The sequence below is a fragment of the Bradyrhizobium sp. 164 genome, from assembly GCF_023073715.1.
Lineage (GTDB): Bacteria > Pseudomonadota > Alphaproteobacteria > Rhizobiales > Xanthobacteraceae > Bradyrhizobium.
The window spans coordinates 1-24,563 of the sequence record NZ_JADPKA010000082.1; the positions used below are offsets into that span (position 1 = coordinate 1).

At 61.6% G+C, this 24,563-nt stretch carries 25 protein-coding genes; 14 read left to right on the top strand and 11 right to left on the bottom strand.

Translation table 11 applies throughout. The features are described 5' to 3' along the window. Positions 1-94: 94 nt before the first annotated feature. A complete protein-coding gene (locus IVB01_RS24985) occupies positions 95-493 on the bottom strand; it encodes a response regulator (protein WP_247494946.1) in 399 nt (132 codons plus the stop codon). Positions 494-567: 74 nt separating this feature from the next. Further along, on the bottom strand, positions 568-930 hold the full coding sequence (locus tag IVB01_RS24990; protein WP_247494947.1) for a PRC-barrel domain-containing protein: 363 nt from the start codon (positions 928-930) through the stop codon (positions 568-570). 854 nt (positions 931-1,784) lie between these two features. On the opposite strand from IVB01_RS24990, the gene IVB01_RS24995 reads away from it, so the two are divergent. After that, positions 1,785-2,312 (top strand): hypothetical protein, encoded by a 528-nt coding sequence (locus IVB01_RS24995; protein ID WP_247494948.1) that lies wholly within the window; start codon positions 1,785-1,787, stop codon positions 2,310-2,312. Between the two features lie 194 nt (positions 2,313-2,506). After that, positions 2,507-2,713: a hypothetical protein gene (locus IVB01_RS25000; RefSeq protein WP_247494949.1), complete on the top strand. Its 207-nt coding sequence runs from the start codon at positions 2,507-2,509 to the stop codon at positions 2,711-2,713. A 254-nt stretch (positions 2,714-2,967) separates the two neighbouring features. Here IVB01_RS25000 and IVB01_RS25005 read toward each other — a convergent pair whose 3' ends face one another. Together IVB01_RS25005 and IVB01_RS25010 are read right to left on the bottom strand one after the other, a co-directional pair. Next, entirely contained in the window at positions 2,968-3,423 is a 456-nt protein-coding gene (locus tag IVB01_RS25005; RefSeq protein ID WP_247494950.1) for a hypothetical protein, read from the bottom strand. Positions 3,424-3,440: 17 nt separating this feature from the next. Beyond that, the gene (locus IVB01_RS25010) at positions 3,441-3,641 is read right to left on the bottom strand and encodes a hypothetical protein (RefSeq protein WP_247494951.1); all 201 of its coding nucleotides are present in this window, start codon (positions 3,639-3,641) and stop codon (positions 3,441-3,443) included. A 622-nt stretch (positions 3,642-4,263) separates the two neighbouring features. On the opposite strand from IVB01_RS25010, the gene IVB01_RS25015 reads away from it, so the two are divergent. The 3 genes from IVB01_RS25015 (at position 4,264) to IVB01_RS25025 (ending at position 7,050) form a co-directional block, all read left to right on the top strand. Further along, entirely contained in the window at positions 4,264-5,481 is a 1,218-nt protein-coding gene (locus tag IVB01_RS25015) for a GGDEF domain-containing protein (RefSeq protein ID WP_247494952.1), read from the top strand. Between the two features lie 541 nt (positions 5,482-6,022). Next, complete coding sequence (locus IVB01_RS25020) at positions 6,023-6,376, top strand: hypothetical protein (protein WP_247494953.1); 354 nt, start codon at positions 6,023-6,025, stop codon at positions 6,374-6,376. Further along, positions 6,373-7,050, top strand: a complete 678-nt coding sequence (locus tag IVB01_RS25025; protein WP_247494954.1) for a diguanylate cyclase — start codon at positions 6,373-6,375, stop codon at positions 7,048-7,050. Before IVB01_RS25020 ends, IVB01_RS25025 begins: the two co-directional genes overlap by 4 nt. Positions 7,051-7,325: 275 nt before the next feature. Here the strand turns inward: IVB01_RS25025 and IVB01_RS25030 are convergent, their stop codons facing one another. The 6 genes from IVB01_RS25030 to IVB01_RS25055 all read right to left on the bottom strand — a co-directional run bounded on the left by IVB01_RS25030 (position 7,326) and on the right by IVB01_RS25055 (position 15,987). Continuing rightward, entirely contained in the window at positions 7,326-7,646 is a 321-nt protein-coding gene (locus IVB01_RS25030) for a DUF736 domain-containing protein (RefSeq protein ID WP_151612153.1), read from the bottom strand. A gap of 752 nt (positions 7,647-8,398) precedes the next feature. Next, positions 8,399-9,334 carry a DUF2493 domain-containing protein gene (locus IVB01_RS25035; RefSeq protein WP_247494955.1) on the bottom strand — a complete coding sequence of 312 codons (936 nt, stop codon included), beginning with the start codon at positions 9,332-9,334 and terminating at the stop codon, positions 8,399-8,401. A 318-nt stretch (positions 9,335-9,652) separates the two neighbouring features. Continuing rightward, a complete protein-coding gene (locus IVB01_RS25040) occupies positions 9,653-10,717 on the bottom strand; it encodes a toprim domain-containing protein (protein WP_247494956.1) in 1,065 nt (354 codons plus the stop codon). A 68-nt stretch (positions 10,718-10,785) separates the two neighbouring features. Further along, positions 10,786-12,912, bottom strand: a complete 2,127-nt coding sequence (locus IVB01_RS25045; RefSeq protein WP_247494957.1) for a ParB/RepB/Spo0J family partition protein — start codon at positions 12,910-12,912, stop codon at positions 10,786-10,788. 157 nt (positions 12,913-13,069) lie between these two features. After that, on the bottom strand, positions 13,070-14,266 hold the full coding sequence (locus tag IVB01_RS25050; protein ID WP_247494958.1) for a DUF932 domain-containing protein: 1,197 nt from the start codon (positions 14,264-14,266) through the stop codon (positions 13,070-13,072). Positions 14,267-14,598: 332 nt separating this feature from the next. Beyond that, positions 14,599-15,987, bottom strand: a complete 1,389-nt coding sequence (locus IVB01_RS25055; protein WP_247494959.1) for a DUF3846 domain-containing protein — start codon at positions 15,985-15,987, stop codon at positions 14,599-14,601. Positions 15,988-16,272: 285 nt separating this feature from the next. Between IVB01_RS25055 and IVB01_RS25060 the strand changes: the two genes are divergently transcribed. Next, positions 16,273-17,361: a hypothetical protein gene (locus IVB01_RS25060; protein ID WP_247494960.1), complete on the top strand. Its 1,089-nt coding sequence runs from the start codon at positions 16,273-16,275 to the stop codon at positions 17,359-17,361. 136 nt (positions 17,362-17,497) lie between these two features. After that, the gene (locus IVB01_RS25065) at positions 17,498-18,529 is read left to right on the top strand and encodes a hypothetical protein (protein ID WP_247494961.1); all 1,032 of its coding nucleotides are present in this window, start codon (positions 17,498-17,500) and stop codon (positions 18,527-18,529) included. Here the strand turns inward: IVB01_RS25065 and IVB01_RS25070 are convergent. Beyond that, the gene (locus tag IVB01_RS25070) at positions 18,501-19,067 is read right to left on the bottom strand and encodes a hypothetical protein (RefSeq protein WP_247494962.1); all 567 of its coding nucleotides are present in this window, start codon (positions 19,065-19,067) and stop codon (positions 18,501-18,503) included. The genes IVB01_RS25065 and IVB01_RS25070 overlap by 29 nt on opposite strands. Positions 19,068-19,232: 165 nt before the next feature. Here IVB01_RS25070 and IVB01_RS25075 point away from each other — a divergent pair, with 165 nt between their 5' ends. The 7 genes from IVB01_RS25075 to IVB01_RS25105 all read left to right on the top strand — a co-directional run bounded on the left by IVB01_RS25075 (position 19,233) and on the right by IVB01_RS25105 (position 24,521). After that, positions 19,233-19,688, top strand: coding sequence for a DUF3846 domain-containing protein (locus tag IVB01_RS25075; RefSeq protein ID WP_247494963.1), 456 nt, complete (start codon positions 19,233-19,235; stop codon positions 19,686-19,688). Positions 19,689-19,714: 26 nt separating this feature from the next. After that, positions 19,715-20,455 carry a hypothetical protein gene (locus IVB01_RS25080; RefSeq protein ID WP_247494964.1) on the top strand — a complete coding sequence of 247 codons (741 nt, stop codon included), beginning with the start codon at positions 19,715-19,717 and terminating at the stop codon, positions 20,453-20,455. 21 nt (positions 20,456-20,476) lie between these two features. Further along, positions 20,477-20,989: a hypothetical protein gene (locus tag IVB01_RS25085; RefSeq protein WP_247494965.1), complete on the top strand. Its 513-nt coding sequence runs from the start codon at positions 20,477-20,479 to the stop codon at positions 20,987-20,989. A 20-nt stretch (positions 20,990-21,009) separates the two neighbouring features. Then, on the top strand, positions 21,010-21,666 hold the full coding sequence (locus IVB01_RS25090; protein WP_247494966.1) for a hypothetical protein: 657 nt from the start codon (positions 21,010-21,012) through the stop codon (positions 21,664-21,666). Between the two features lie 102 nt (positions 21,667-21,768). Continuing rightward, positions 21,769-22,953: a hypothetical protein gene (locus IVB01_RS25095; protein ID WP_247494967.1), complete on the top strand. Its 1,185-nt coding sequence runs from the start codon at positions 21,769-21,771 to the stop codon at positions 22,951-22,953. Positions 22,954-23,077: 124 nt separating this feature from the next. After that, the gene (locus IVB01_RS25100) at positions 23,078-23,926 is read left to right on the top strand and encodes a hypothetical protein (RefSeq protein ID WP_247494968.1); all 849 of its coding nucleotides are present in this window, start codon (positions 23,078-23,080) and stop codon (positions 23,924-23,926) included. After that, positions 23,919-24,521, top strand: a complete 603-nt coding sequence (locus tag IVB01_RS25105; RefSeq protein WP_247494969.1) for a hypothetical protein — start codon at positions 23,919-23,921, stop codon at positions 24,519-24,521. Before IVB01_RS25100 ends, IVB01_RS25105 begins: the two co-directional genes overlap by 8 nt. Positions 24,522-24,563: the final 42 nt, after the last annotated feature.

Here is a 24,563-nt window from a genome sequence, read left to right on the forward strand (position 1 = left end):
CTCCGCAAAGCTGCCGCCCGAACCGTCGATGCGGTCTGCGCCGCAATCGGCCACGCACTCGATGCCTTCACCGCCGACGAATGCGCCAATTACCTCAAACACTCAGGCTATCGAACTTAATGCCATCACGCTTTAGCTGCGACACCGCGGCGGTCAATTGCGCCGGCACAAACGGCTTCTCGATCAGCACGCTGTCGGCGACGCCCTGCGATTTCCAGTCTCCGGCGCTGGCGCCTGTCATGTAGACCACGGGAAACCCAGGCGTGATTTCCCTGATCTGCCGCGCCAGCTCCCATCCGCTGATGCCGTCTCCGAGGTTGACGTCCGTCAGCAACGCGCGACACCGCTTGCGGCCGTCGCGGAAAACGGACAGGGCCGCCTCACCCGAATGGACCATGCAGGCCTCGAAACCGCCGTCCGACAAGACTTCCTCGATGAAACTGCAGATCGGAGCTTCATCCTCTACGACCAGAACACGAACGGCGTCGCTCACTTACGGGTCTCCTTTTCCTGCGTCGGGCCGTGTCCCGCGCTCGCGGCGGACTAGACCTCCGACAGGACGCGCTCTCAGGCCACCGGCACGCCGTAGTAGGCATTCACCGAGCGCGCGGTCGCGGGGTCGCTCCAATTCCAAATGCTCTCGTCCGCGTATTTGGGGGCGCCGCGAAGCTGGTCCTGGGTGATCCCGCTGACGTAGCCGCCAAGATTGGTGTCGTATTTCAGTGCCTGCCAGGGCAGCGGATAGTGATCGTCGCCGATGCCGAGCAGGCCGCCGAAGCTGAGCACCGCGTACGACACCTTGCCACTGACCTTGTCGATCATGACGCGCTCGATGTAGCCGACCTTTTCGCCGTCGGCCCCGTACACGTTCGTGCCCTCGACCTTGTCGCTTCCGATGAGACTGAAGGTCTCGCGATCTTCCATGGCCATGTTGACCTCCCGGGTGTTGTCTTCCGGAGTCAACCGCACGACGATGGCACCGTTCCTGACCGAAGCTTGGTGGCGTTCTCGCTGTCTTCAGCGATCGGCCAACCGGATAGGGCCGCAACGCTTGCCCCGAAAGGAGGTCCCAGCTCCAAGGTTCCTGCGAGTCGCCGAATGCAGGCCTCCAGCCTGCGAATCGTTTTCCTTCGCGCCGCCGGTGCTTGAACCGAGGGCAGTTTTGAATGGGCCACAAGCTCGGAGGAACGATAGTCGTCGCACCCGATTGACGCGAAGAGACCCTCGCCCGCCGTTGAACTACGGCGCCTGTCGCGGATAGCCAAAGGTTTCACAACCCGCTATTCAGAACTAGCGCTCGCGAGGATAGCCAAAAGCGGCGGCCTCTCCGAGTACTCGGCGCCATCCTGACCGCGCCGGCCGGACCCACTAAATCTCCCGCAGTTGGCGCGGCGCCCGCACCGACAGCATCGGAATGGCTGCAGCGCGTCCTGCCCGGTTACGCGAAGCGTACACTCCAAGGCCCTTTAATCCGACGAGAGTCCAATCCGTCGGCATCGCGGTCGTCAACGGATTCCCCCGCCTCCATGCCGATCCGTTGTCGACTCCGAAAGTGGGATGTCAATCGGCCCTTTGGACTCCGATCCCCCGGCTTGGGGGTCAATTTTGCACTGCCGAATGACATCAATGAACTTCTGATATTCCGAATTTTTTAAACCGCGTCGATGCACAGGTGTGACATCTGCGATCTTCTTTTCTTCTCTGCATGCAACCTACCTTGTCATGCAGAGGTTTGCAGAGGCTGCCAGAACTCCTATCTTGAGAATGGGCAGATGAGGGACGAAATGGCCAAAGACAAGGAATTGGAATGCGGCTTAAAGGCCATGGCAGACGAGTTTCGGCTTCCGTTTGGCGGACGGATGGAATTGTCGAAACTGGTTGCTGGCCATCTCGACTGGTTTGAGGCTGCCGAGCGTCGTGGGTTGAGGTGGCCGGATATGATTAGAGCCCTGGCCGCTGCCGGCATCGACGGCAGAAACGGAAAGCCCTTGAGCGTTGGCACACTGTCCTCGACGGTGTGGCGCAAGCGCGTGGAGGCCGGAATGGCGAAGGCCAGCGCAGTCCCGCGGGCTGTTACACCGGTAGCCTCCAGCACGTTTATGGAGCCTGCGAGGACGCCGAAACTCATCTCGGGAACGCAGCCCCAGCGCAGCAAGCTCGCGGACGCTCCGCCGGTCAAGGAAAGCGCTCAGGTCAAGCGGAAGAGGGCAGCGCCTTCGAATGACAAGGTGAGCAGGAGCCGCGCTCCGAGCAGGAACGATGTGCTCGCTTTCATGGACAGGACCCGCGCTATCCGCCGTCGATCGGATTGATGGGCTGCCGGCGGGCAAAGCCGCGCAGTGCCAATCGCACCCAAAACCGCGAGCTAGGTGGCCGAGCGAGATAAGACGCTTCTGCAGCCCGACCGGTGCGACGCGGAAATCGGGCCGTCCGTGCGAGATATATTGACCTCGACCGCTGCTTGTAATCAACTGCAACTACTTCTTGTTGTAGCAGTGCTCGCGTCATGGAGCATGAGTTTTACCGTGGGCTGGCGCAGCGGGTGCGCGACATCGCCCAGCGCGTCGACCCATTCACCAAGAGGCGTCTGTTAAAACTCGCGGAGCGATACGCCGTCAAAGACGTCGGATCGGAGCCTGCCTCGACGACGGAGAGACCGCTGCCGATCCCCCGCCCTCGTCTTCACGTGGTGTTGGGTCCCGAAGACGGCTGATACTGCTGGCTGGCCGCCCGTCGCAGTCCATTGTGACCCGCCGGATGAGGCATGCGACGGGTTTCCGGTGAAATCCGTGCCGCGGATCGAGGCTCCATTGCGAACGTCTGTAGATTGCATGGACGACTTTGCGGAAGGGTGCCGCCAGGGCGCGCCGATTGCCACCACGCACCTCCAAGTGGGGTCGCTTCGCTTCGGGATCCCCTTAAAATGTGATCTCGCACGCGTGCTGGCCAGTCAGCTTGCTGTGACAGTCATTGCTTGATGGTCGTGACCATGAGTGGATCCAGCGCAAGAGCCAGTTCAGGAAGCCCTTGCCCGCGCCCCGTCGCGAGCGGTCTGCCGACGGCGACGACGGCCGCGCGTGCCCGGATGTGCCGCGACCGGAAGCGGCGGCGGGAATGTTGCGGGATGGGACGTGTCGACATGAGCTGCCGCGGTCGCGTCTCTGGAGCTTGATGACGGGCTTCCATGACGTCCAATACCGCGCGCCCCTTATCGGTGATCCGCCATCCACCGTTCAGGCGCTCGATCAATCCTTGCGAAAAGATGTCCAGACCCGGAACGCGAGCAGCGAAGCGTTTGGTCCGCTCGGCCCAATCGGGGCCGCTGGTTGCCAGAATCGCCATGTCACGCTTGAGGTCGGCCATCACCGCGAAGCCGCCGGGATAGCTCACCAGAATCTTCAGGACAGTGACCTGGAAATTCACCCTACCGCCTCTTGCGCCTATCGCCACATAGTCGGTGCGTCCGAGAGAGCTTCGCGGCCGACCTCTTTGAGCTGGTCTGGCGAGGTGTGTCCTCTGGTGGCTGCTTCGAGAATCTTCGAGGCGACATGGGCGCGGGCGCCCGTCTCGTGGCGGGAGACGTTCTGACAGACCTCGTCGAGGACCTCGCGCAAAAGCGCGGTGGTAGCGGAATCAAACATGGAAGATCCCCAGCGGAAAATCTTACGTTAGGAAATCGCTTCGGCGTCGCGTTCAAGAGCGTTAAACGGTCGATAAAATCCGGGAAACTCTATTACCTCCGGCCGCACGTTGCAACGACCGCCGAACTTGGACATCGCGTCGCCGCGACCGAGGGCAAGCGGAGAGAGGCGTGACGAAATCGCCGAGGTTTGGCCAGCGAGCCGCGGCGCCTCGGAGGCGGACAACCGCATGCGGGTGCGCATACAGCCGGTGCATCGGTCCTCGCGCTACAGCCGAATGGCCGCAGACCAACGGCCTGCCCACCGGCGAAAATAGGAATCATGATGAAATACGCAGCCCCGGTGCTAAGGCAATGTAAAGCACGTTTTTGGTGCATTTAGGATTCCGTGAATCTACGGGAATTCCGCCAGAGCGGGTGCCGTCGCGATCGCAGGGTCTTGCGATCATCGACGCCAGTTCAATCCCTTCTTAAGCAAACAAGCAATCTGCCTAAAGTCAGCGCGCCTCGTTTAGCGAAATCGAAGGTCGAAGCGACCATCGTGGAGCGCTGATTGTTCAGCTATTTGATTTGGCGATCACCGCCGCAAGAAACTTTGTCGACAGAAACCCGAGAGCTCCGTGATGCAGTCGGATTCGAGAATCTATAGCCTCCCGCGCTGGCGCGTGACGCGATGGTTCGCCGACTGCGGTGCGGACGTGCCCGAGGACATTCGGGTCGCGCTGATCGGCAATCTGTATGGCACGCTGCCTGTCTTTATCGGCGGCATCCTGAATACTCTTCTGGTGGCTGCAGCCATTGCCGTGCGCTCGCCGACGCCGTTATTCATCGCGTGGCTCGCACTCGAGATTGCGATCTGCCTGACGCGGCTCGCTGTGTTGATCGTCGCCCGTCGCCGGGCGCTGAGGCATCGCGCTACGCCGACCGACATAAACCTGGTGCTTTCGATTGCCTGGAGCGGCAGCGTCGGCTATGGGGCGTTGATCAGTCTGGCGACGGGCGACTGGGTAGCGTCGACGCTCGCCTGCATATCCGCCGGAGCGATGGTCGGTGGCATCTGTTTCCGCAATTTCAGCGCGCCGCGGCTCTGCGGAGCGATGATCGTGCTGAGCCTGGGCCCGACGATCCCTGGCGCATTGATCGCCGGCGAGCCGCTCATGCTGGTCTTGTTCTTCCAGATCCCCATGTATCTGGCGGCCATGACCATGGCTTGCTTCAAGTTGAACCGGATGCTGATCGCGACGATGCGTGCCGAACGCGAGAACGATCGGCGCGCCCGACATGATGAGCTTACTGGGCTTGCCAATCGGGCGGGGCTCGTTGGCGCCCTTGAGGAGCGACTGTCACAGCAGGACGGTCGCCGCGGGTCGCTGGCGCTGCTCTATCTCGATCTTGACGACTTCAAGGTGATCAACGACACGTACGGCCACGCCGCGGGCGACCGACTGCTGCAGAGCGTGGCCGAGCGCCTGCGGGGCCTTGTGCCGGAAGGCGACCTGCCGGCGCGTCTGGGCGGTGACGAATTCGTCGTGCTCGCCGCGGGCTGCACTGAGGAACAGGCAACGGCGCTTGGACGGCACTTGGTTGAGGCGATCGGAGTTCCGTATAATCTCGACTGCGGCGCGCGGGCACGCGTCGGCGTGAGCGTCGGCATCGCGATGGCCCCCGAGCACGGCAACGGAGCGGCCGATCTCCTGCGGGCTGCCGACGCCGCGCTCTATCAGGCCAAATTCGCCGGCGGATCACGTTGTGAGGTTGCATCCGAAGACGACCTGGCGCGGTTGCGCCTGCTTCTCGCGCGAAATGCCGCCGAGCCGATTCGTCAAAGCGCCGCAGCGTGACCAGTTGTCGATCGACGCTCGTCCTCCCGTTGCAGTATGGTCTCCGAAGTTAAGAAGCTCGCTAACCGCTCAAGCACATGGTCGGGCGTGCCCACCGACCAAGGGGTCTGTGCATGGCTGAGGCTCCGGCTTGCTACGCCTGCAGCGTCGCCAGGATATTGCACGATGTCTCGCTCGTGGCGCTGGACTAAGAAATCCGATCATTCGAGTGCCCGAGATGTCGGACAGTCCTGCGGCTGGTCCTCCAATCTGCTCCAGGTTCGGCTGGGGCGGTGGATTGATCCCGGGCGAACCGAGGAGAACTAAATTTGCGCCTCGAGCCGTTGCAGGAGGTGTTCTGCACCAAACCTCTCTCCGCCTGTGGGCATCCTCCGCAACGTGTTGCGGAACACAGCCAAATCATCTTACAGCTGCACTCGACGGCCTGAAATCTAACTAGTTTCTTTCATTAGCTTCTTTTGAATTGAGAGAATGCTGGGAAACGCAGCGTTGCGTGTCTCTCGCGAGCGACCCACCCGGCATCACATGGAGGCGCTCGCAGATGCAGAGCCTGGACGACCTCGAACCCGACCACGCGGCTTCTGTCTCCAAGGATGCGCTGCAACTCATGGCTGAGTTGGAGGTACCGGCAACACCTCCAAATTTTACCGTCTGGTTTGCCTACGTTCTTGGCCGCTCGGCGGCGTTGCGTAAGACAATTGATATCCTGCGCTCGAACGACCGCAAATTTGACAAGACTCTCAATCGAGAACTCTACAACACCTTCCTCAAGGCGACCGGCTCAGTGGGAGAGGTTGCCCAAACCATTCCGGCGAGCTCGACGCAATCCTTGTCAACGTTAGAAACGACGTTTCAGGCGCGATCGCAGATAGCGCAGCGCATTCCGAGGAGTTGATCGAGGTCGGGCGAACGCTCCGCACGGCGAAAGACCCGCAACTTGCCCTGAAACGGCTGGCCGACGAATTGACGAGAGCGACGGAACGTGCGTCTACGCTGGAAGCGAAGCTCGTCGAAGCGTCTGGCGAGCTTGACGGCCTTCGGACGTCACTTGAGCAGGCAGAACTCAGATCGCGTACCGACGCTCTGACCGGGCTTGCCAATCGCGGGGCAATGGAAAGTTTTCTTCGCACCGCCCAAATCAATGCCATGGAGAGCGGCGACGCCTTGAGCGTGTTCCTGATCGACGTGGATCATTTCAAGAAGTTCAACGACACATACGGACATCAATTGGGCGACCAGGTTTTGCGGCTGGTCGCAAAGTGCCTTCAAGAGGGCATTAGGGACGGCGACCTAGCAGCGCGCTACGGTGGAGAAGAACTCATCGGTATTCTGCCGGGAGCCCCGCTCACAATCACTCAGGAGATCGCCGAAAGAGTCCGCACCAGAATTGCAAACGCTAACGTCAAGAAGCGGGCAACCGGCCAGATGATCGGCCAAGTGACGATTTCGTCCGGCGTTGCCCAATTCAAGCCCGGCGAGAGCTTCGAGGCACTCATCGAGCGATGTGACCAGGCGCTCTATCGGGCGAAGCAATCGGGTCGGAACCGCACGATCGTCTCGGATGACTAATTCGCGTCGGGACTAGCAGCGACAATCGTCGAGGGAGCTCGCCCGCATCTTCCGAACACGAAACCTGACGGGTCATCGAACTGCTCGCGACCCGCAGCGCGGCAGCGAGCGTCATGCCGAACAGAACGGATCGCCGGCTGCCTCTTTCCGCACGGCGTCAACCCATCGCTTGCCGGCACTGATGAGCGCGCCTCACAACCGGAGGCGGATCGTGCCGCGATCGTCGCATCAAAGAGCCTCGCCCGGCCGGTGCCGGGCGAGGCTGACTGAGCGTCTCAGTCGGCGCTCTTGCGCGGCCGCGACCAGAGCAGCGTGTAGCCTTCGCCGCCTTCGTCATCGAATAGGTTGGCGTAGATCGGCGAGTTGAACGAGGGATCGTCGAGCTTGAGTGAGAGATAGTCGCGACCTTCCTCGGAGCGCTTCGACCATGCCGCCCCGATCTCGGCCCGGCGCACGTACACGCGGTGGCTCGGAGCGTTGTCGTTGGAGCGATTGGGCTCGGCGACGATGCGGACGCCCTTGGCCTGCAAACTCAACGTGACGATCTCTCCCTGAAAATCGTTGCCGACCTTCTTGAACGAACCGATGGTAGCCATATCAAGTCTCCTTGCGTTGTTTCGGACCGCGACCACCGCGGCCTCGATGGCGATGACCAGGCCGAATGACGATCGGTGACGCACCCGCTTCTCGGGCCGGAGCACAGCGGAGGACGCCATGGCTGGACTTTCTTGTCTCGCGAGGAATGGGCTTCGCCCAGGGGAAGAAAGTCGCAGACAAGGCGTTGCGTTTCAGACGGTCGAGGCGCAGCCGGTCTTCGGCCAGATCAAGCCATCAAAGAGGCAAGGTGTTCGCGTGCTGAACAGCATTGAGAGGAGACGTGAGCGCCATCGGTCGTACGGTACAAGAGGTCGGCTCGTTTTCAGGTGGGAAAAGAGAGAGCGTGCAGGAAGGGGCGAATCATTTGCCGAACACAAGCGCACCTGCAAACATGCTCCGATCTAGCACATTGCGCGCCGATCCGTTGGGCATGATGGTTACGAAGTGCTGCGAGGAAGGCTCGCCTATCGCATCGAACGGACATCACGCGCGTAACGACCGGAAGCAACAATCGATGCGGAGGCGAAGGTTACACGCTGCTCTGGTCGCGGCCGCGAGCGCAATCGAAGGCTCGTTCGAGCCCGCGCCTTCTCGACGGGCATTCTGTGGAGACCGCAATCGGCAATCCCACGGTGGCTTCAATGCAATATCGTCTGGATACAGGCGGAGGTCGCGAGTGCTTAGTGCGCCTGATTTTCTCGGAGCGTCCTTGCAGTTGCCACGGCAGGAGGCGCGAGAGTCGGTCGCGGCGCTATGCGCCGCCGTCGCCAAATTTCCAGACCGGGATTCCCATCCGCCTCGCCTTGTCGGCGAGATTGTCCTGAATTCCCGTTCCCGGTAACACGATGACGCCGATCGGTATCAGGGTGAGCATGAGATCATTGCGCTTGAACGGTGCGGCCTTGGCGTGCTTCGACCAATCCGGCTTGAATGCGACTTGCGGAACCTTTCGGGTCGTCGCCCATTTGGCAGCGATCAGCTCGGCGCCCTTTGGTGAGCCGCCATGCAGCAGGACCATGTCGTTGTGTTTGGCGTGCACCTTGTCGAGGCGATCCCAGATGAGATGATGGTCGTCGAAGTCAAGTCCTCCGGTCAGTACGACCTTGGGCCCAACGGGAACGAGCACCTCTGTTTCGGCGCGGCGCTTTGCGGCGAGAAAGTCCCTGGAGTCGATGACCGCCGAAGTGACGGCGCGATGGTCGACGAGCGACCCGGATCGAGGGCGCCACAGGGAACCGGTGTGGGTTTCGAATTGCGCGATGGCTTGCTCGCGGAGCAGTTCCATGCAGTTGCGGCGCTCGATCAACGAAAGTCCTTCCATGACGAGCCGCTCGAGTTCGACCGAGCACACCTCGGAGCCATCCTGTTCGTGTTGGCTCCTGCGTTGAGCCTGCTCGTTGTGGTCGAGCTGGCGCTCAATTCGGCCTGCGGCTCGATGGAACAGATTGACCGTCGACCAGAGCAGATCCTCCAGGTCCGGCTCCATGCGGCTGTCGCTCAGGCTGGACACGAAGGCATCGAAGATGTCGGCAACGGCGCCTGCGATCATCTTGGCTTCGGGAAGCGGCCGTGGATCGGGTTCGTCGCTGAAGGGACGGTAGCCATAGAGTTGCAGTTCGGTCAGGACGTGATCAATTGGGGATGAGCTGTGCTGCGGTTCGAATTCGGTGTCGTCACGGTCAGTCATGGGATGAGGTCCTCCGCGGAGTGGCCGCGCCTATCGCGGCCTTCGTGGCGATCACTCAGGCGGCATGCGGGATGGACCAGAACCCGAAGTAAAGCGCAGGGCCGAAGCGATAGCGGAGGATGGCAGGTCGCGGCTATTTTGCTTCGCGATGCAAAGGCGGGGTGACTGATCGCTGTTGATTGCGCCGTGATAACCGCCGGCGGAAAATAGCCGCGCCCCTGCCATTGTCGGTCCGGCCCGCTTGCCGTCCGATCGCCCTCTAGAAGGCCGGGCGCGGCTCTCTCCGACGACGACCTCGCCTTGATCGGGCTGACGACTTTATTGCGAAGCGCAGACGTTGATGCCGTGATCGCGTAGCGACGGCAAGAAGCGGACGACATCCTCTGGCGCGAGCTGAGTGCGCAAGGCTTCCCGAAGCTCATCGACGCCGAAGCTGCGCAGATCGTCGTTGAAATCGTCAAGCCGGAGCGATAGTGGGATCGCCTCGATACCGGCAGATTCGGCCCGCTGTGCCAATGAGGTTGCGACCACCTCTCCGGCGGCATCGGCATCCCGAGCGATATAGAGCCGGCGCAGACTCGTTGGCAGCAGCACGGACGCGAGATGATTGGCCGATAGCGCTGATACCATTGGCAAGGTAGGGAGTGCGTAGCGCAAGGAGAGCATGGTCTCGATGCCTTCGCCCGCAGCGAGCACGTCATGGGCGATGCCGAATCTAACTGCGTTGCCGAGCAAGAGACCCATCGCGCGGCGCGGCGTGGCGATCGGCGCCTTGCTGCGCCCGGAAGGATCGAGCCAGGTCCGGTGGAGGCCGGTGATGGCGCCATCGAACGTGGTGACAGCGGCGATCAGGGCCGGCCAGGTCTCGGTGGGGAGGTCGTCACCCGGCCTGTAGTAGCAACGCGGGTGAAACCGAAGGCTGGTGAGTTCATGCAAGGCCGGAATGCCCCGCGTCCGGAGGTATGTTTCGGCGAGCGTTCCATGAATGGGCTTTGACACGGCAAAGAGGCGCCGAGCCGATTCCGGCGAACCGATGGGAACGGGTGGGAGCGGCGATTTGGATTCCGCCTGGGTCTGCGGCAGGCTGAGAAAACGCCGCGCCTCGGCAAGGACATCGCGAAATTGAACGAAGCCGCAGCTTTCCCTGATGACGTCGAGCAGATCGCCGTGTTCAGCGGTCGCGGCATCGGTCCACTTGCCGGCCGCTCCCTTACCCCCATGACGGCGGCGCAGCCGAACAAACATGGATCGACCAGGCGTGTTGTGAACGTCGCCAACGACCCAATAGCGGCCAGCGCGCCGGCCATTGGAAAGATAGTGCCGGCAGACGAGTTCGGCTCGCTCGGCCAGCCGGCGGGCGAGATCGGATATTTGGGCTGACATGACAATCTCCAGCAAAAAGGAAGGCCCGCCAGTGACGGCGGGCCTTCGAGTGTGATGCTTCTGCTCGCCTACTCGGCCGCGACAAGCGGCTCGTCTGTGAGAATTGCGTCGTCTTCCGCCGGATGCTCTGCGGGCCTAGCCGCTTCGCGTCCGGTGGCTTTCGTGTCCTCGCCGTTTGAATCGGACCGCGAGACGTGGTCAGATTCCACTTCAACTGAAGTGGTGCTGATGGCCTGGCCGGGCGTGCGCAGCGGCTCCGGAAGCCAGCCCGTGCCAGCGAGGAGTTCTTGCGCGCGCTCCGCCATCTCGCCCTTCTTTAGGTGCTCGATAAGCTGAACCGCAGTCTCTCCCTTGACCTCGCGGACGGCTTGCAGGATGCGCGCCTTGGTCACCCGCCCCAAGTAGTTGTCGACGGTCGGCGTCCAGCCTGCGGCAGCAATGTCGAGCCCGACTGCCTCGGCGAGGCGGTCGGCGTGGCCTAGCGCACGCGGGCGCCGATTCCAGGGCTCGTACACCGCATTGACGCTCAGCGCGATGCAATGTGCGAACAGGGCATCGCGACTGTCCCGGTCGAAGGTCGCGAGCGTATCCCAGAGCTCGGCTGATTCACGCGGCAACTGCTCCGACCAGCGCTGGTGCCTTTCGTCGACGGCCTTGGCGATCGTGGCATCGCCGAGGCCCGGCGCCTGGCTGCCGAAGACGACGCTCTTGGCGTCGATATCGACGCAGGATTCGGGCGTGTAGCGGTAAAACAGTTTCAGGCAAAGCGCGTGCAGTGCCGCCAGGAACGCAACGTCCGGGTCCCCTGCCAGCGCATTGCGCAAGGCCAGGGTGCGATACGCCGTGAGTTCGGTCATCAGCCGGTCAGGAATCGGCTTGATGCCCTCTTCTTCGTCGGGCGCCTCGGTATTCGCCGAGGTGCCTGTCTGCCCTTCGGTCGCATTTCCGGACGCAGAGGTCGCCGCTGGGGTGGCACCCCGCTCGGCGTCAGCTTCTCCCTCCGCCTGCGGAACTGCCGGCTCATCCTCGGGACGAACATAGCCGCGCTTGACCCGAAGCGCGCCTGACGCATCGATGCTGACGAAGGCACCCGCGCGCGCGACCTCGTCAGGATCGTACTGGACCGGCCGCTCATCGAGTTCGGCAAGGGCCGTCTCGATCTCGCCAAGGCGCTGATCGATCCCTTCGGGAAGGACGTCGACGTCGGAATGCTCCTGCTCGAGACGCTCGTACTCGGCGCGCAGCGCTACGGCCGCAGCCTCCTCCTCGTCGGTCATCACGACGGACTCGCCGGAGATGCGGCGCAGACCATAGATGTGGCCGTAGGGAAAATCGACCGCGACCTCGACCCATTTCCAACCTTCGGAGCGGATGTTGCCCGCCTCGCGTTCCAGCTTCTCGGCAACGAGCCGATCGAGCAGCATCGGCTCTTGCAGCCAACCGCCGTCATCCTGCTGAAAAAGATCGCGGATGATGTCGCCACCGGCGGCCTCATAAGCCTCGATTCCTACGAATTGGGCGCGTTTGTCGGAGGCGCGCACGGCGCCTTCGGTCAGCAGACGCCGGATGTAATACGGCTCCTTGTTGTGCGAACGCTGCACCGCCTGCCATACCTGCTGCTGGCGCTCGTGGTCCGGATTGACCGCGAACGCCATCAATTGGTCGAGGCTCATGCCGTCTTCGGCATAGACGTCGAGCAGCGCTGGCGAGACGGCGGCGAGCCGGAGCCGTTGCTTGACGACCTGGACGCTGACAAAGAAGGCAGCGGCGATCTCGTCCTCGCTCATGCCCTTCTCACTCATGTCGCGGAACGCGCGGAACTGGTCAAGGGGGTGAAGCGGCGCACGCTGGACGTTCTCCGCGAGCGAATCCTCCTCGGCGAGGCCATCGGTCCGGATGACGCACGGGACCGGTGCGTTGCGCGCGAGCCGCTTCTGCTTGACCAAAAGCTCGAGCGCGCGATAGCGCCGCCCGCCGGCCGGGACCTCGAACACGCCGGTTTCGGCGCCGCCCTCGTCGAGAACCGGGCGGACGGTGAGGCTCTGGAGCAGCGTTCGCCGCGCGATGTCCTGCGCGAGCTCCTCGATCGAGACGCCCGCCTTGATACGGCGGACATTGGACTGGCTCAGCACCAGCCGGTTGAAAGGAATATCGCGTGACTGGCTCAGGACGATCTTCCGAACAGATTTAGCCATTGAAGTCTCTCCGCGACGGTCGGTCGAGAACCTCTCTCGACCTTCTGGCCCGTCACGAAGCGAAGCGCCGCCCTCCAACTCTGAAGGGCGGCGCCAGCCGGAGAAACCGAGAGCTGAGGCTCGTCACGCGCGCTCCATCGGCGCGGCGCGAACGGCCTCAGTTAGCCCGATCGAGCAACTTTTTGGCCTTCGCCTCGAGATCCAACCGGGCGTCCTGGCACGGCTTGTCGCGCGCCACGGCGGTGATGCCTTGGACGAAGTCGAAGATGCTCTCAGGCTTGCGGCCTTCCTCGGCGAGTACCGTCTCGATGATCTTAGCCGTCTCCGACTTGCCGAATCCACGCTTGCGCAGAAACTCGGTGCGCTCCTCATCCGTGCACGCAACAATCCGCTCCCGCGCCGCCCTGATGCCATTGATGAACGGCGCCGGCGAGGAGTTGGCGAAGCGCGTGAGCGCCGGCGCCGCCTCGTGCGTGAACCGTGACGCTGCGTATTTGGAGTGGCGGATGGTGATCTCCTCGAAATCCTCCACACCCCAGAGATTGCGATTCTGGCACACGGCGCGGAGATAGAAGCTCGCGATCCCAAGCGTCTTGGCGCCGACCTCGGAATTCCAGCAATAGAAACCGCGGAAGTAGAGGTCGGGCGCGCCGTCCGGCAGCTTGCCCGCCTCGATCGGATTGAGGTCGTCGACCAGGAACAGGAAGACGTCACGATCTGATGCGTACAACGTCGTCGTGGCTTTCGTGATGTCAACCCGCGGATTGTAGATGCCAGTAGACCAGTCGAGCACGCCAGGCACTTTCCAGCGGGTGTCGCCAGTGCCGTTGCCGGCAATCCGCTGCACGGCGTCGACGAGTTCGTGGTCGAAGATGCGCCCATAGTCCGGGCTTGTGACAGCGCGTAGTTCGACGCGTCCATCCTCGACCTCAAGTGTCTTGATTTGCTCCGCGCGATTTGAGGTCAGACCATACTGCAAATTGATGGCTGCGAGCGGCGCCGGGAGCTGGCGCAAGTAGGTGGACGGGGCGCCGACCATCGATGCGAGCTGACCGAAGCTCCAGTGAGTTGGAGCAAGAGGCGCGGCCTCGCCCGGCAGCGTCAGCATCAGCCGCTCGGACTCGTGGCGATTCGCCTCCACCCGGATCGCCGCGCTCTCGACGGTCCGGGTCCGACTCCGCTCGGCGCGGCCGCGCACGGCGGCGTGGAGCTCGGTGAGCGAAAGGTAGCGCTCGTCCGCCGGCCGGGAAAACCACTCTGAAGCGACGGGGCCGACGCGCTCACCACGGCTCACATCCACCCGATAGCCGCCGCGCTCGCCGCGCGCGACATCCAGAACATTCAGTTGGGTCATGGGATATCTCCATGACGGGCGCCGCGAGACTCTTCTCTCGGCTCTCAACCCGTCACGGAAATTCCAGCCAAGCCCTAACTCTGTGACGGCGCGGGTCTTTCGGGCGCCTCATAGAACCTTGGCCAATTTCAAATCCGCATGCACTCCTGCGGGAACCAACCAGCGCCGAACGAGGTTGGAGGCACTCGCGACTCCGCGAAAACGCAGCAAGAGCGCCCGCTTGGCGCTGCCTTCAGGCGGATCGTGGAGACAATGCAAATCCCGAACCCGTCGCAGCATGATAGGCGGAAAGCGCGGGCGCTCGCTGTCGTAAATGTATGGTGCGATCGCCATTAGCCTCTCAGGCCGGCTTGAGCGGTCCAGGATGGAATACTGATCCGAAATCCTTCGACGTCACGCCGGAACACCAGAACGCGATTGGTCCCCAATCTCCGATCCGGCTCGCTGAATTTGACGCGTCGAATGACGTCCTCGATGCGACAGTTCACGGGGGCTGTCTCATATTCCGAACCAACAATCAGTCCGCGCCCCGGAAAGCTCTGGCCGTCGATCTCGAAGAATAATCGATGTGTGAACAATCCTTCTTCGTCGACATAGAGAATATCTCCATCCGAAAATTCGGCCGCCAATTGAATGCAGCCGCCGATCGCACCTTGCAGCGACTCCAATCTAGTAGTGACCTCGATTGCTTTTACGTTCCGGTGATATGGGTCGATGAGAATTGCGGGATAAGTCCGTAGCTTGTGCGCAGGGCCGGACTTAGCCATCCGGGTTGGTCGGCAGATGGGAGGCAGCCGCGGTACATTGAAGAACGTCGAGCCCGGGGGAAGAAACTCATCAGCGTCTTGGAGATCCTCCGCCGTACTGATATCGACTTTTCGCAGATGATTTGCAAAGCCGCGGTCATGCTCGCAAGCCGCATGCCAGGAGGCGACAACAACGATCCGCTGAAGTGTCCGCGCGAGTTCGAGGAATGTTGTGCCGGCGGCTCGCAAAAGATCCGCGCTTACCGGCTCCTGATTAGGTGGACCTCCTAGCGGTGGCAACGCATCGGTGGCGAGGACCTCATCGGGTGAACCCCACATCCAGGTCAGAATCCGACGGGAGAATTCACCAGGCGGCGACACGACCGCGAAGACACGCGGCGCCCCGAGCTGTCCGTCGGGGCTCGTCTGCGTCAAAAGCGCGATGGCTGACACCTCGAGGGTTTCTCCAATCATCAATGCCTGGTCAACAAAGTCTAGATACACGGCAAGGTAGCCAGCCTTAAACATCTCGGCCTTGCCGGCCATTTCTCTCGTAACCCGAAGCTTGACCAAGCGGCCGAGAGCCTCTTTTCCGAATTGGAACGCCGCGACGTGTCGGTCACAATGCCCACCTTGATCGAGAAACCAGCGCGCGATCATTGCATCGAACTCGGTATTGATATCGACCCCGCCGGGAGACTGCGCACGGATGATAGCCGCCCGATTCGTTGTCGCTATCATTGCAAGCAGTGGGTTCTTCGCTTCAGGTGAGCCGCCCCGACCTCGGGCCCGGAGAGCGGCCATCACTTCCCGACCAGCATCCAATACGAAACAGTCTAACCAAGTTGTCATTCTGCTTTCCTCAGATTGTCGGGCAACTTGCTGCCCGACGAAGCCTCCGATCAAATGAAGCGAATACACCAATTTCGACCGATTGCAGTCGAGCAACATCGAGGTAGGATGCTGCGCATCCATGCATCTCCCTTGGCCTGTACGATCGAGCGGCGATAGCAGCGTTCGTTGTCCATCGCGCCTCGACGCTCGAACAGCGGTAGGGACACGTTAGGGATCAATCAACCAAAGTAACTAGCGAAGGAGGGGCGAATACTGCCAATCGAAGCGAGGCAGTCGCCAGCCGTGACAGGCAAGAGATCGTTTATTCGCGTAGTGTAGATTACAATGGAGAAAGCGAACGACTGCGCCCGTGCGTCGAGCATTGGTACGGCAAAGCGGATTAGCCCGCCACGCGGAGTGTTCTCGATGGACAATATTGGCGCCCCCTTGGTGAACGTCTTCTTCGCGTATGAGCTCAGCTATATCCCGCGGGGGTACCGCAAAGTTCGCACGCGCTGGTGTCCGGGAACGGAAACAATTGCGCTCCAATCGGTGTCAAAATCGGTCATGAAGCCAGCTTTCAGGATCGAACGAGGGAGCGCAAGGAGCCGCTTGGTCACTGAGATATTTCGGTTCGATGGCGCGCTCTGGTGGCCGATCGTGTTTCGACCTCCGTTCTGGAACAAGCAGTTCTTCTTTGACGCTTTAGAGAACGGCATCCCGGCGGCTCTTGAAGCGATCAGCATCGATGTGCTCTGGGCAGGAAAGGCCATTAATGATTTCGACCCCTTCTTTGTCGGGCGAATTGTCGGATCAACAGAGCAGGAAATGCAAACGATGGCTGCAGGTGCAGCACAACATTTGATAGTGGTTGATGGCGAGCATCTGTTCATCCGCGGCGGAGAACCAATCTGGGTTACACCTCGCGATCTCCAGGGCGCGCCTTCTCACCTATTCGGAGAAATAGCGAACTCTGGTGCAGCATTCGGCTCGGCGCTGCCGCTCAATCCAGTTTCGTCAGCCGACGAGAACGGGATCACTACATCGGACATAAATGCTGCAGCGATTGAAGGAAGAACTGACGGCATCCTAAGAGCCGCAGCTCGCCATCCGATCTACGATATCCGGATATTCGAAGATTGCCCCCCGAAGTTTGATCCAATTGATTTTCAGATAAGAGCTTGCCTGCGAGAGTTATCCACCCGAGTTGAACGGGCACTCAACCAGCCTAAGTTATCGCAAGAGGTTCTGCGATCCGCAGCCATCTTCACAGATATCAAGCAGTATATCGATCATACGACGACCGAATGCGCAGCCGCCTTGCGCGTTTTCTTGAACTGGTATCGGTATCTGCCGTTAAGGCAGGGCTACGAATTTCGCGCGGCCTACGACCTTGTTCTGACCTGCATCGGTGCCATCGAGGCGCGATGCCGCCGTAAGGGTATAGTTTCTCCGTTCGAGCAATGGCGACTGGAGCCGGGTGATGATGATGTACTTTCGCTCCTTGGGCCGTAACAACACCAACCTTGTGAGCAATCTGCTCAACCCCAAGCGCTAGGCATCCTTTCTAGCGCTTGTCAAGCCTACGACGTCGGGGTGACCTACAGCAGGTCTTCGAATTGTCTGCGTCAGTCAACGGCGGACAAAAGCGATGCTCACCTGGTTAGACGAATATACCGCGCATACGGGGCGCAATCTGAGGATGGCGCTTGCAAACAGGGTGTCCGGGATTACGGACAACACCAGCGACTACCAGATCGTTCGAGAGATGACGGATGGGGCCGCGGATCGCTTGTTCGCATCTGCCGAACTTGGAATTCCCTGCGATGAAACGTACGAAGCGGCCGCGGCACTGTGGCCATTCTTTCGTCGGCCCGACGAGCTGAAAGGTGCTGGCCCTTACGCTTGCGCAATCGGAGCCGACCTGGTCGCCCTTTTCGAGAATGCTGCCGCCTCTCCCGAGGTCGTGCGCACGGCCGATCAACTGCTCAAAGAGCGTATCTCCGCCTATATCGATATCGCCGATAAGGCGATCCGCCTTGGTCCGATGCTGCACGTCAAGGCAATCCTTGTGACGCGGATTCCGAGAGACGACGAACCAGAGCCCAGCGAGGGATGGGCGCCGTCCGACACGGATCGGCTCCGCATCTTTGTCAAGCTCGGTCCCGTCGGGCGGGTCGCGCTCGGAACGGTCAAGTGGACCGCGGGATACGGGCCCGTGTGCTGCGACGAATTCGCTGCGTCGTTCCTGGGCGAGCTCGCGGACGTGAACTGGGATCCCGACGATTTGACGCCCAAGGTCGAGAGCCTCATCTGGTTGGCCTTGGCGTATTCGGTGGTGGCGGTGCCCCGTGATCGCGAAAGACTGCGAGCGGGCGCCGACACGATGCGATGCCGGATGGACCGGAGCGCGCGTCGCGGATGGAAGCGCTTTACGCTGTTTCAAGTCGAACGTCTCAAGGCTCCCGCGAACAAGTTCGGCAGGACGGAGGGTGGAGAGCCGGATGGGTGGGAGCTCACCCGGCGGATCTCGGTGAGCGGCCACTTCAAGATGCAGCCCTACGGACCCAGGTCCGAACATCGTAAAGTGATTTTCGTCAGCACGCACTATCGTGGGCCGGTAGATGGCGCCCCGCTTCATCGGATTTCGGCGCTCAAGGCGCCGCCAAACCAACTCGCTTAGGCGGCGCGAGAGCTCCCTTGTCGTTGGAGTTCATGTTCTCACGATTCCCAATAAACCGCTCCAGCATCCTTCGGACCTCAAGCACATTCGAGGACATTGCTTGGAAGACGGCCGAGTCCTCGTGCGGATCGCACATGAAGTGATCTAGCGGGAAGATTTCATCTTTCATGGCTAGAACGGTAATCTTATCGACAAGAATCCGTTCGACGAGATCTACAGCCTCCTCGCTATTGTTCTCGCAAAGATCGTGCACCGTGGGGACGACAATAGTCCCTTTACCTTGGATTCGGTTTATCAGCTCTTCGAGCTCCGGCCGCGTCTTCGAGTTGACTTCGTCGTGGACACCATGAGTCCAGGGATCGACGCCCATATTGAAGCCCTCCAGTATCAAGTCCGCACGATGCTGCTGTACGTCTGGCCGATTCATGTAGTCGAGGAACTTCTGGACGAGTCCGATGTCCTTCGCGCGCCTTGCCTTTCCCCGTTTTCCAGTCGCGGTCGGGTCAATGTATCCATACAGCGGAAGTTTCGTTCCCACAGTCTCACTCCATTTGCTCGGGCCGGCGGCAGAGTTTTGCCGACCTGTCAAGTCCACGTCGTGGGTTAGACCCGCCAGCCGCTCACCTCTAAGCAACAAGTACCGGTGCAGCAGCGTCGCTCCCGGAACGTCTGTGCCTGAAACCATCGAACTTAGAGCAAAAGCATGGCATCAAATTCGACGAAAATTGCGAAGATCGGGCCTCAGTTGAGCGCACCGCTGCGGGCGATCCTGATCGACCCGTTTCGCCGTGTTGTCGAGGCCCATGGTGTCGACCACCGTTTGGCTTCGCTCCAAGCGGCAGTCGGGGGCAACATCGCTTGGGGCACCGAACTCAGGACCGGCGACGTGCTCTACGTCGATGACGAAGCGCTGCTTAAGCGCAATCCCGCGTTCTTCGCGCTGGGCAGGCGCACCTTCGCAGGATGTGGGCTTCTGGTCGGCCCCGAACGTCCGCGCATGACCGACGTGGTGTCGACCGTCGAGGAAATCGCAAAGAGGGTCCGCTTCGGCATCGCAATGGATGTCGACAAGCTCCTGACTGCCAAGTGCACGACGTTCGAAACTTCGGAAGAGTTTTTCAAGTATTTGCGCCGGCAGCGCGACGAAGAGCTCGAGTAGCTCGCAAGCAGATAGGAGGAAGGATCATGGATTTCACCGACTCTGTCCAGCACGCCCGTGACCGCTTTGACGCGGACGATATCGATCCTGACGGAGGCAACACGGAAAACGTTGCTCAATCAGCAAAATCGATGATTGCGGAAGCGGACCGCGCGGTCGAGTCCTGCAACGAGGTCTTGCGTGATCAGCTCGAGAAAGTCGGCCGGAAGGTGCCAACCGAGAAGACGGTGGCGCTGATCTACACCGCTTACTGCGCGATCTCCGCCGCCGGCTCTCAGGCACAGTTCTTGGCTGAGCGTCAGATCAAGGTCCACGGTAGCACGAAGAACGAGTGCTACCCGATCTTCCGGGCGTTCACCCGGACCGCGCATCCCTGGTTGCGCGACCGGGTGTGCAAGTATGCGCAAGTCGCGGCTCTTGCGGTCCACCAGCAGGTGGCGTCTGAAGCGTTTCCTGACTGGCTGAAGCGCCACCCGATCGAAAAGGCCTGTCGCGAGTACCGCCGCATCATGCGGGAACGGACCAAGTCGGAGCGGAATGAGCATCTGCAGCGTGTTTGGCAGTTCTTGGTTGATCCGAGGAAGGAGCCCGAGAGGGCGCCGATGGTCCCCGCCACGCCGATCACGCCGGGCCACGTCGGGTTGAAGCTCGCCGTGGTCGACTTCACGCACGATGGCAGCGGCAATTTTCGTGTGCTCGGAATCATGCCGCACGATGCGGACGCCGTCATGCGTATGGCCCTGACCGCCGCGAACAAGGAAATGTAGATGTAGTTAAGGAGTACAGAAATGTCTACGATCGACACCGACAACGACTTTATCCCCGCTGCCGTCTTCATGGAATCGGCAGCCATGGATCTCCAGGCAACGACGAGCTTTCTCGTGGACAACGCCGACGTTGCGTCGAAGCTCGGCGTGATGTCCGGCGGCGCTGTGCGGTACACCGTCACGGTCGACGTGTCCAACCCGGATCTCACCGCGGCTTTCACGCTGCCGCTCCATATGGTCATCGATCCGCCGGCGCTGGCGTCAAAGATCGTAAGGGCATCGCGTCGCGGCAAGCTCCGGCTGGAAGGGTTTCAGGTCGTGGACGGCTTCTTCACGCAGCCGCGGCTCGTCCTTCTGATCCGTCGCCGCGTCGTCGGCCAGCTCTACTGCTCGCGCGATGGACAGAGCCTCGAGCTTGAGATCCGCGAACGTCCGGACGCGCGGGACATGGGCAACGCGGTGCTGGCGCTCGGCTGTCTTTCCTTCAACGTGCATACGCCGCTCGGCTCCGCGCCGGCGGACCGCGTCCACTAACCTCAATGCGAATGGCGACGTTGTCTGACGAGTCCGTGATACGGCTTGACCGCGACCTTTTGCTTCGCCGTCCCGAGCTGGCCGACGCTTTTCTCGACGGTCGGCTCGGAGCGATCCTCCATGAGGTTGCCCACTACGCCGCCGCGAACGCGAGCGGCATGGTTAGGGGCCATCTCATCATTCACGCGAGCTCGGAACGCGCAGCCGCCGGTTTCGTGCCGGATGACGAGTCTGCGGAACAACTTAGGTCAGATCGCGCGCGGTGGTCGTTCGCGGCGTCTGCTGGTCTGCTTGCAGAGTTTTATTTCTGCGGAAATGGAAGACCGCGACGAGCGCAGGGTGACGTCGCCGCCTACCAGGCGGTATTTGGCCTAGCTCCAGCGGAAGAGATTATCGCTCGCTGGAAGCGCGACCACCTTGCACGCGTCGGCGCTCTTACCGCCTGCATCGCGACGAATTTTGAGCGGTGCCTCAACTATTGTCGCAGCGAGCGTTTTCTGCTCGGGGACCACCATGTGATCCCGAGCTGCATGCTGCAGCCGCCGAGATGGCGCTGGTTGAGCGAGCGGCTCGACGAGGCTGTTTGGACGTACCCGGTCAAGGAGCGCCGCCGGGCTCTGGAGGAATTTCTGGCTGCGAACGCATGCTTTCGAGGCGTCGGTATCCAGGTCGTCTGAGCAGTAATCGTGCTTCCATGCCGGCAACAAGCTTCGTTCCCGAAATTTCTTGCCCTCCAATGGGCCATGGTCGGGACGTCCATTCATATTCGGAGATCAAACATGCCCGACACCGACCTGCGCATTCGCCTCGTTACGCCCAAGGAGGCGTTCGACGACCTCAGTCGCAACCCGTGCCCATTCCTCCTCATCAACATCGAGCGGCACCCTCGCGGCATTCCCATGCCGAACCAGCGCCTGCTGGAGCGGCTTCGGGAGGATTGCGACGATGACCTCCTGATCGTCCCGACCAAAGCTGCCGAACTCGATGCAGTCCTGCCGCTCTGCCGGGACCGGGACAGGTTCATCGCTGGTGAGTTCGTTCTGATGGAGGTTACCAAGCTCCACGAGACCCCCGAGCGTCCGCATGGTGGACAGGACGTGGCAGGACTGGAGGAGCGCGCCCGTGATGGACTGTACGTGACTGTGACGATGGTGACCGAGCGGCTGCGGGCCTGCGACGATCGTCAGGAAGGCCGCAAGATGGCCACCGAAACGCGGCGGGGCGAGATCTTCGAGACCCTGCAGCCGCTGCTCAGGAACTTGTCGGCGAGGAACTGCTTCGATGCTGGCCAGAGGCGTGTGGAGGCTTGGTATCCGGGGTTGACCGCACATCAGGCCATGAAGTCGGTCTATGCTGGCGTGCTGGAAGGGTTGCGCAATGGCGCCAAGCGGGCGTTCGTGAAGGAGGAGCAGCTCGAACTCGTGCGCACCTCTTACGCGGTCTACGCCAAGGCTGAGCAGCTCCTGAAGGCTCAGCACGCGATGTCCGCCGAGCTCCGCAAGGTGATGGAGAGCGGCGAATTCGTGAAGGCGAATGCGCAGGAGCAGCATGAGATGCAGGCGAAGTTTCTGCGCGAGCGTGCGACGGCCCAGCATCAGGAGCTCGCGCACAACAAGGAGGGCGGGCCGTCGCTGCCGCAGCTGATGCTGGCGGCCGCGGCGATGGACCTCAACCCGTCCTCCATCTATGCCAACGTTATCTTCTACAAAAGCGAACTCGATTGCGCGATGCTCCTGGGCCGCGTCGAACGCGGCGTCGGCGTCATGTTCGAGCCGAAGCACATCAAACGGCTGAAGCGCTTCATGTCGCTGGCGGATGCAAGCGACGGCGTCGATGCGGAGACTGAGGCGGCCCGCGCGCTCCGGGATCTCGCTCTCCGGGTGAGGGCGCGGGCGCCTTGGGAAGAGTTTTTCACCGTTGCGGAGGCGGATGGCCGCGAGTTCTGGATCAATAAGGCATTGTAGCGCAAGTATTTTCGTAACGATCTTCGTTCCCGAAATCCTTAGGCCGAACTGGCCTTAATAGAAGGGCTCCGCAATCGGCGGGGCCCTTCGCGTTTCGGCTCCCGTCAAACGAAGAGGGAGCCACATGGCCAAGACCAAATCGCCGACCCACCCCGTAAAGAAGCTCGCCCCGCCCGTCACGTGCATTGTCGACGGCGACGTGGGCGGCGTCGGGAAGTCGCTGCTCGCGATCCTCCTCGCGATGGCGTTCTCGCTCGTCGACCTCACGCTGAAAGTCTTCGAGCTCGACGAGCAGGGCAAGCTCCAGAGATTTCTGGGCCCCGAGGTCCAGAGCCTGCATGCCGCTAGGCTCGACGCGGATGCCGATGGCGAGCGCGACCTTCTGCCCGTCTTCGCCCCCTTCCATGAGGCCCTCACGACCATGCCGCAGACGAATACGTCGGTGTTGCTCGAGGTGGGGGGCGCGCTGACCGAGCTCGCGAACGCGTTCATCGCGGAGGTCGACGTCGACGACGACATCTCGGCGCTCGGTCTGAACGTGGTGGTCTTCCTGGTCATGGTCGCCACGGCGGAGTCAGTGCGTCAGGTGCTCGGACAAGCGGCGAGGCTCGAGCGCATCCTGCCCTCCGCTCAAATCGTGATCGTCCTCAATGAGCGCGACGGCTGCCCGCAGAAGGCCTCGCACGACATGCCGGACGAATTGGCCAAAGGTGTTGACCGCCTCCTCGACACTTATACCCACATCCGCCTGCCGCGGCTGAGGCCTCAGTCGCGACGCCTGTTGGAGATGCTGGGTGAGTCGCCGCCGGTGATCATGTCCTGGCGCCACGACCACTTCCGCGAGGCCATGATGCGGACGAGACAGCCGCTGTCGTACGCGAAGCGCTTCGTGAACGACGTTGCGGACTGGAGCGGAAAGATTCACAAAGAACTGACGCGCATCCTCCCGTTCCTCGGGGGCGGACATGGCTGAGCGGCTCAAGGCATTCCTGAAGGATGTGAGCACCCTGCGCGCGCAGCAGAGTGCGGAGCAGTTGGCGCGTATGGACCGGCTGAAGGCGATGACGCCCGAACAGCTCGTTCGCCTCCCGCGCCCAGAACTGCAAGGACTCACTGATCGGCAGTATGCCGAGATCGTTCGCTACGTCGCACCGGAGCATCGGTTGCCGGAGCCGCAGGCGGTGTCGGTGGGTAAGCCTACTTCCTGGACAGGTCTCCGCTGGATCGCGATCCCGACGGCTGCGCGAGCAGCGATGCTCGGCGTGTTGACGGGGCTCCTCGTACTCTTCGTGAGCCTCGCGGTCGGCCCCGCCCTCGATTGGTGGCACTACCGCACCCCGCCGGTCCGCAGCGTGCAAGCCTCGACCTGGCCGCCCTGCCAGCGGCTCAGCGGCTGGGTCGATGGCTGTACCTACGTGCCAATGCGAGACATGGCGTGGGATCGCGCCGCGAGCCTGCTCGAGATGCCTGAGGCGGAGCTGCGGCAGGCCAACCAACACATCGGCCCGGCCTACATCCCCGCCCAGACGACGCTCGTCGTGTGGCGGCATCGTGGCCAACTCAATTAGGAGACTGACATGAAGCTCGCTACCTACGAAAAGCGTGATTTG

Coding starts and splice junctions, on each gene's coding strand:
- IVB01_RS24990 (WP_247494947.1), bottom strand. CDS start 930: ATGGCCATGGAAGATCGCGAGACCTTCAGTCTCATCGGAAGCGACAAG.
- IVB01_RS24995 (WP_247494948.1), top strand. CDS start 1,785: ATGGCCAAAGACAAGGAATTGGAATGCGGCTTAAAGGCCATGGCAGAC.
- IVB01_RS25000 (WP_247494949.1), top strand. CDS start 2,507: ATGGAGCATGAGTTTTACCGTGGGCTGGCGCAGCGGGTGCGCGACATC.
- IVB01_RS25010 (WP_247494951.1), bottom strand. CDS start 3,641: ATGTTTGATTCCGCTACCACCGCGCTTTTGCGCGAGGTCCTCGACGAG.
- IVB01_RS25015 (WP_247494952.1), top strand. CDS start 4,264: ATGCAGTCGGATTCGAGAATCTATAGCCTCCCGCGCTGGCGCGTGACG.
- IVB01_RS25020 (WP_247494953.1), top strand. CDS start 6,023: ATGCAGAGCCTGGACGACCTCGAACCCGACCACGCGGCTTCTGTCTCC.
- IVB01_RS25030 (WP_151612153.1), bottom strand. CDS start 7,646: ATGGCTACCATCGGTTCGTTCAAGAAGGTCGGCAACGATTTTCAGGGA.
- IVB01_RS25035 (WP_247494955.1), bottom strand. CDS start 9,334: ATGACTGACCGTGACGACACCGAATTCGAACCGCAGCACAGCTCATCC.
- IVB01_RS25040 (WP_247494956.1), bottom strand. CDS start 10,717: ATGTCAGCCCAAATATCCGATCTCGCCCGCCGGCTGGCCGAGCGAGCC.
- IVB01_RS25045 (WP_247494957.1), bottom strand. CDS start 12,912: ATGGCTAAATCTGTTCGGAAGATCGTCCTGAGCCAGTCACGCGATATT.
- IVB01_RS25050 (WP_247494958.1), bottom strand. CDS start 14,266: ATGACCCAACTGAATGTTCTGGATGTCGCGCGCGGCGAGCGCGGCGGC.
- IVB01_RS25055 (WP_247494959.1), bottom strand. CDS start 15,987: ATGGATGCGCAGCATCCTACCTCGATGTTGCTCGACTGCAATCGGTCG.
- IVB01_RS25060 (WP_247494960.1), top strand. CDS start 16,273: ATGGACAATATTGGCGCCCCCTTGGTGAACGTCTTCTTCGCGTATGAG.
- IVB01_RS25065 (WP_247494961.1), top strand. CDS start 17,498: ATGCTCACCTGGTTAGACGAATATACCGCGCATACGGGGCGCAATCTG.
- IVB01_RS25075 (WP_247494963.1), top strand. CDS start 19,233: ATGGCATCAAATTCGACGAAAATTGCGAAGATCGGGCCTCAGTTGAGC.
- IVB01_RS25080 (WP_247494964.1), top strand. CDS start 19,715: ATGGATTTCACCGACTCTGTCCAGCACGCCCGTGACCGCTTTGACGCG.
- IVB01_RS25085 (WP_247494965.1), top strand. CDS start 20,477: ATGTCTACGATCGACACCGACAACGACTTTATCCCCGCTGCCGTCTTC.
- IVB01_RS25095 (WP_247494967.1), top strand. CDS start 21,769: ATGCCCGACACCGACCTGCGCATTCGCCTCGTTACGCCCAAGGAGGCG.
- IVB01_RS25100 (WP_247494968.1), top strand. CDS start 23,078: ATGGCCAAGACCAAATCGCCGACCCACCCCGTAAAGAAGCTCGCCCCG.
- IVB01_RS25105 (WP_247494969.1), top strand. CDS start 23,919: ATGGCTGAGCGGCTCAAGGCATTCCTGAAGGATGTGAGCACCCTGCGC.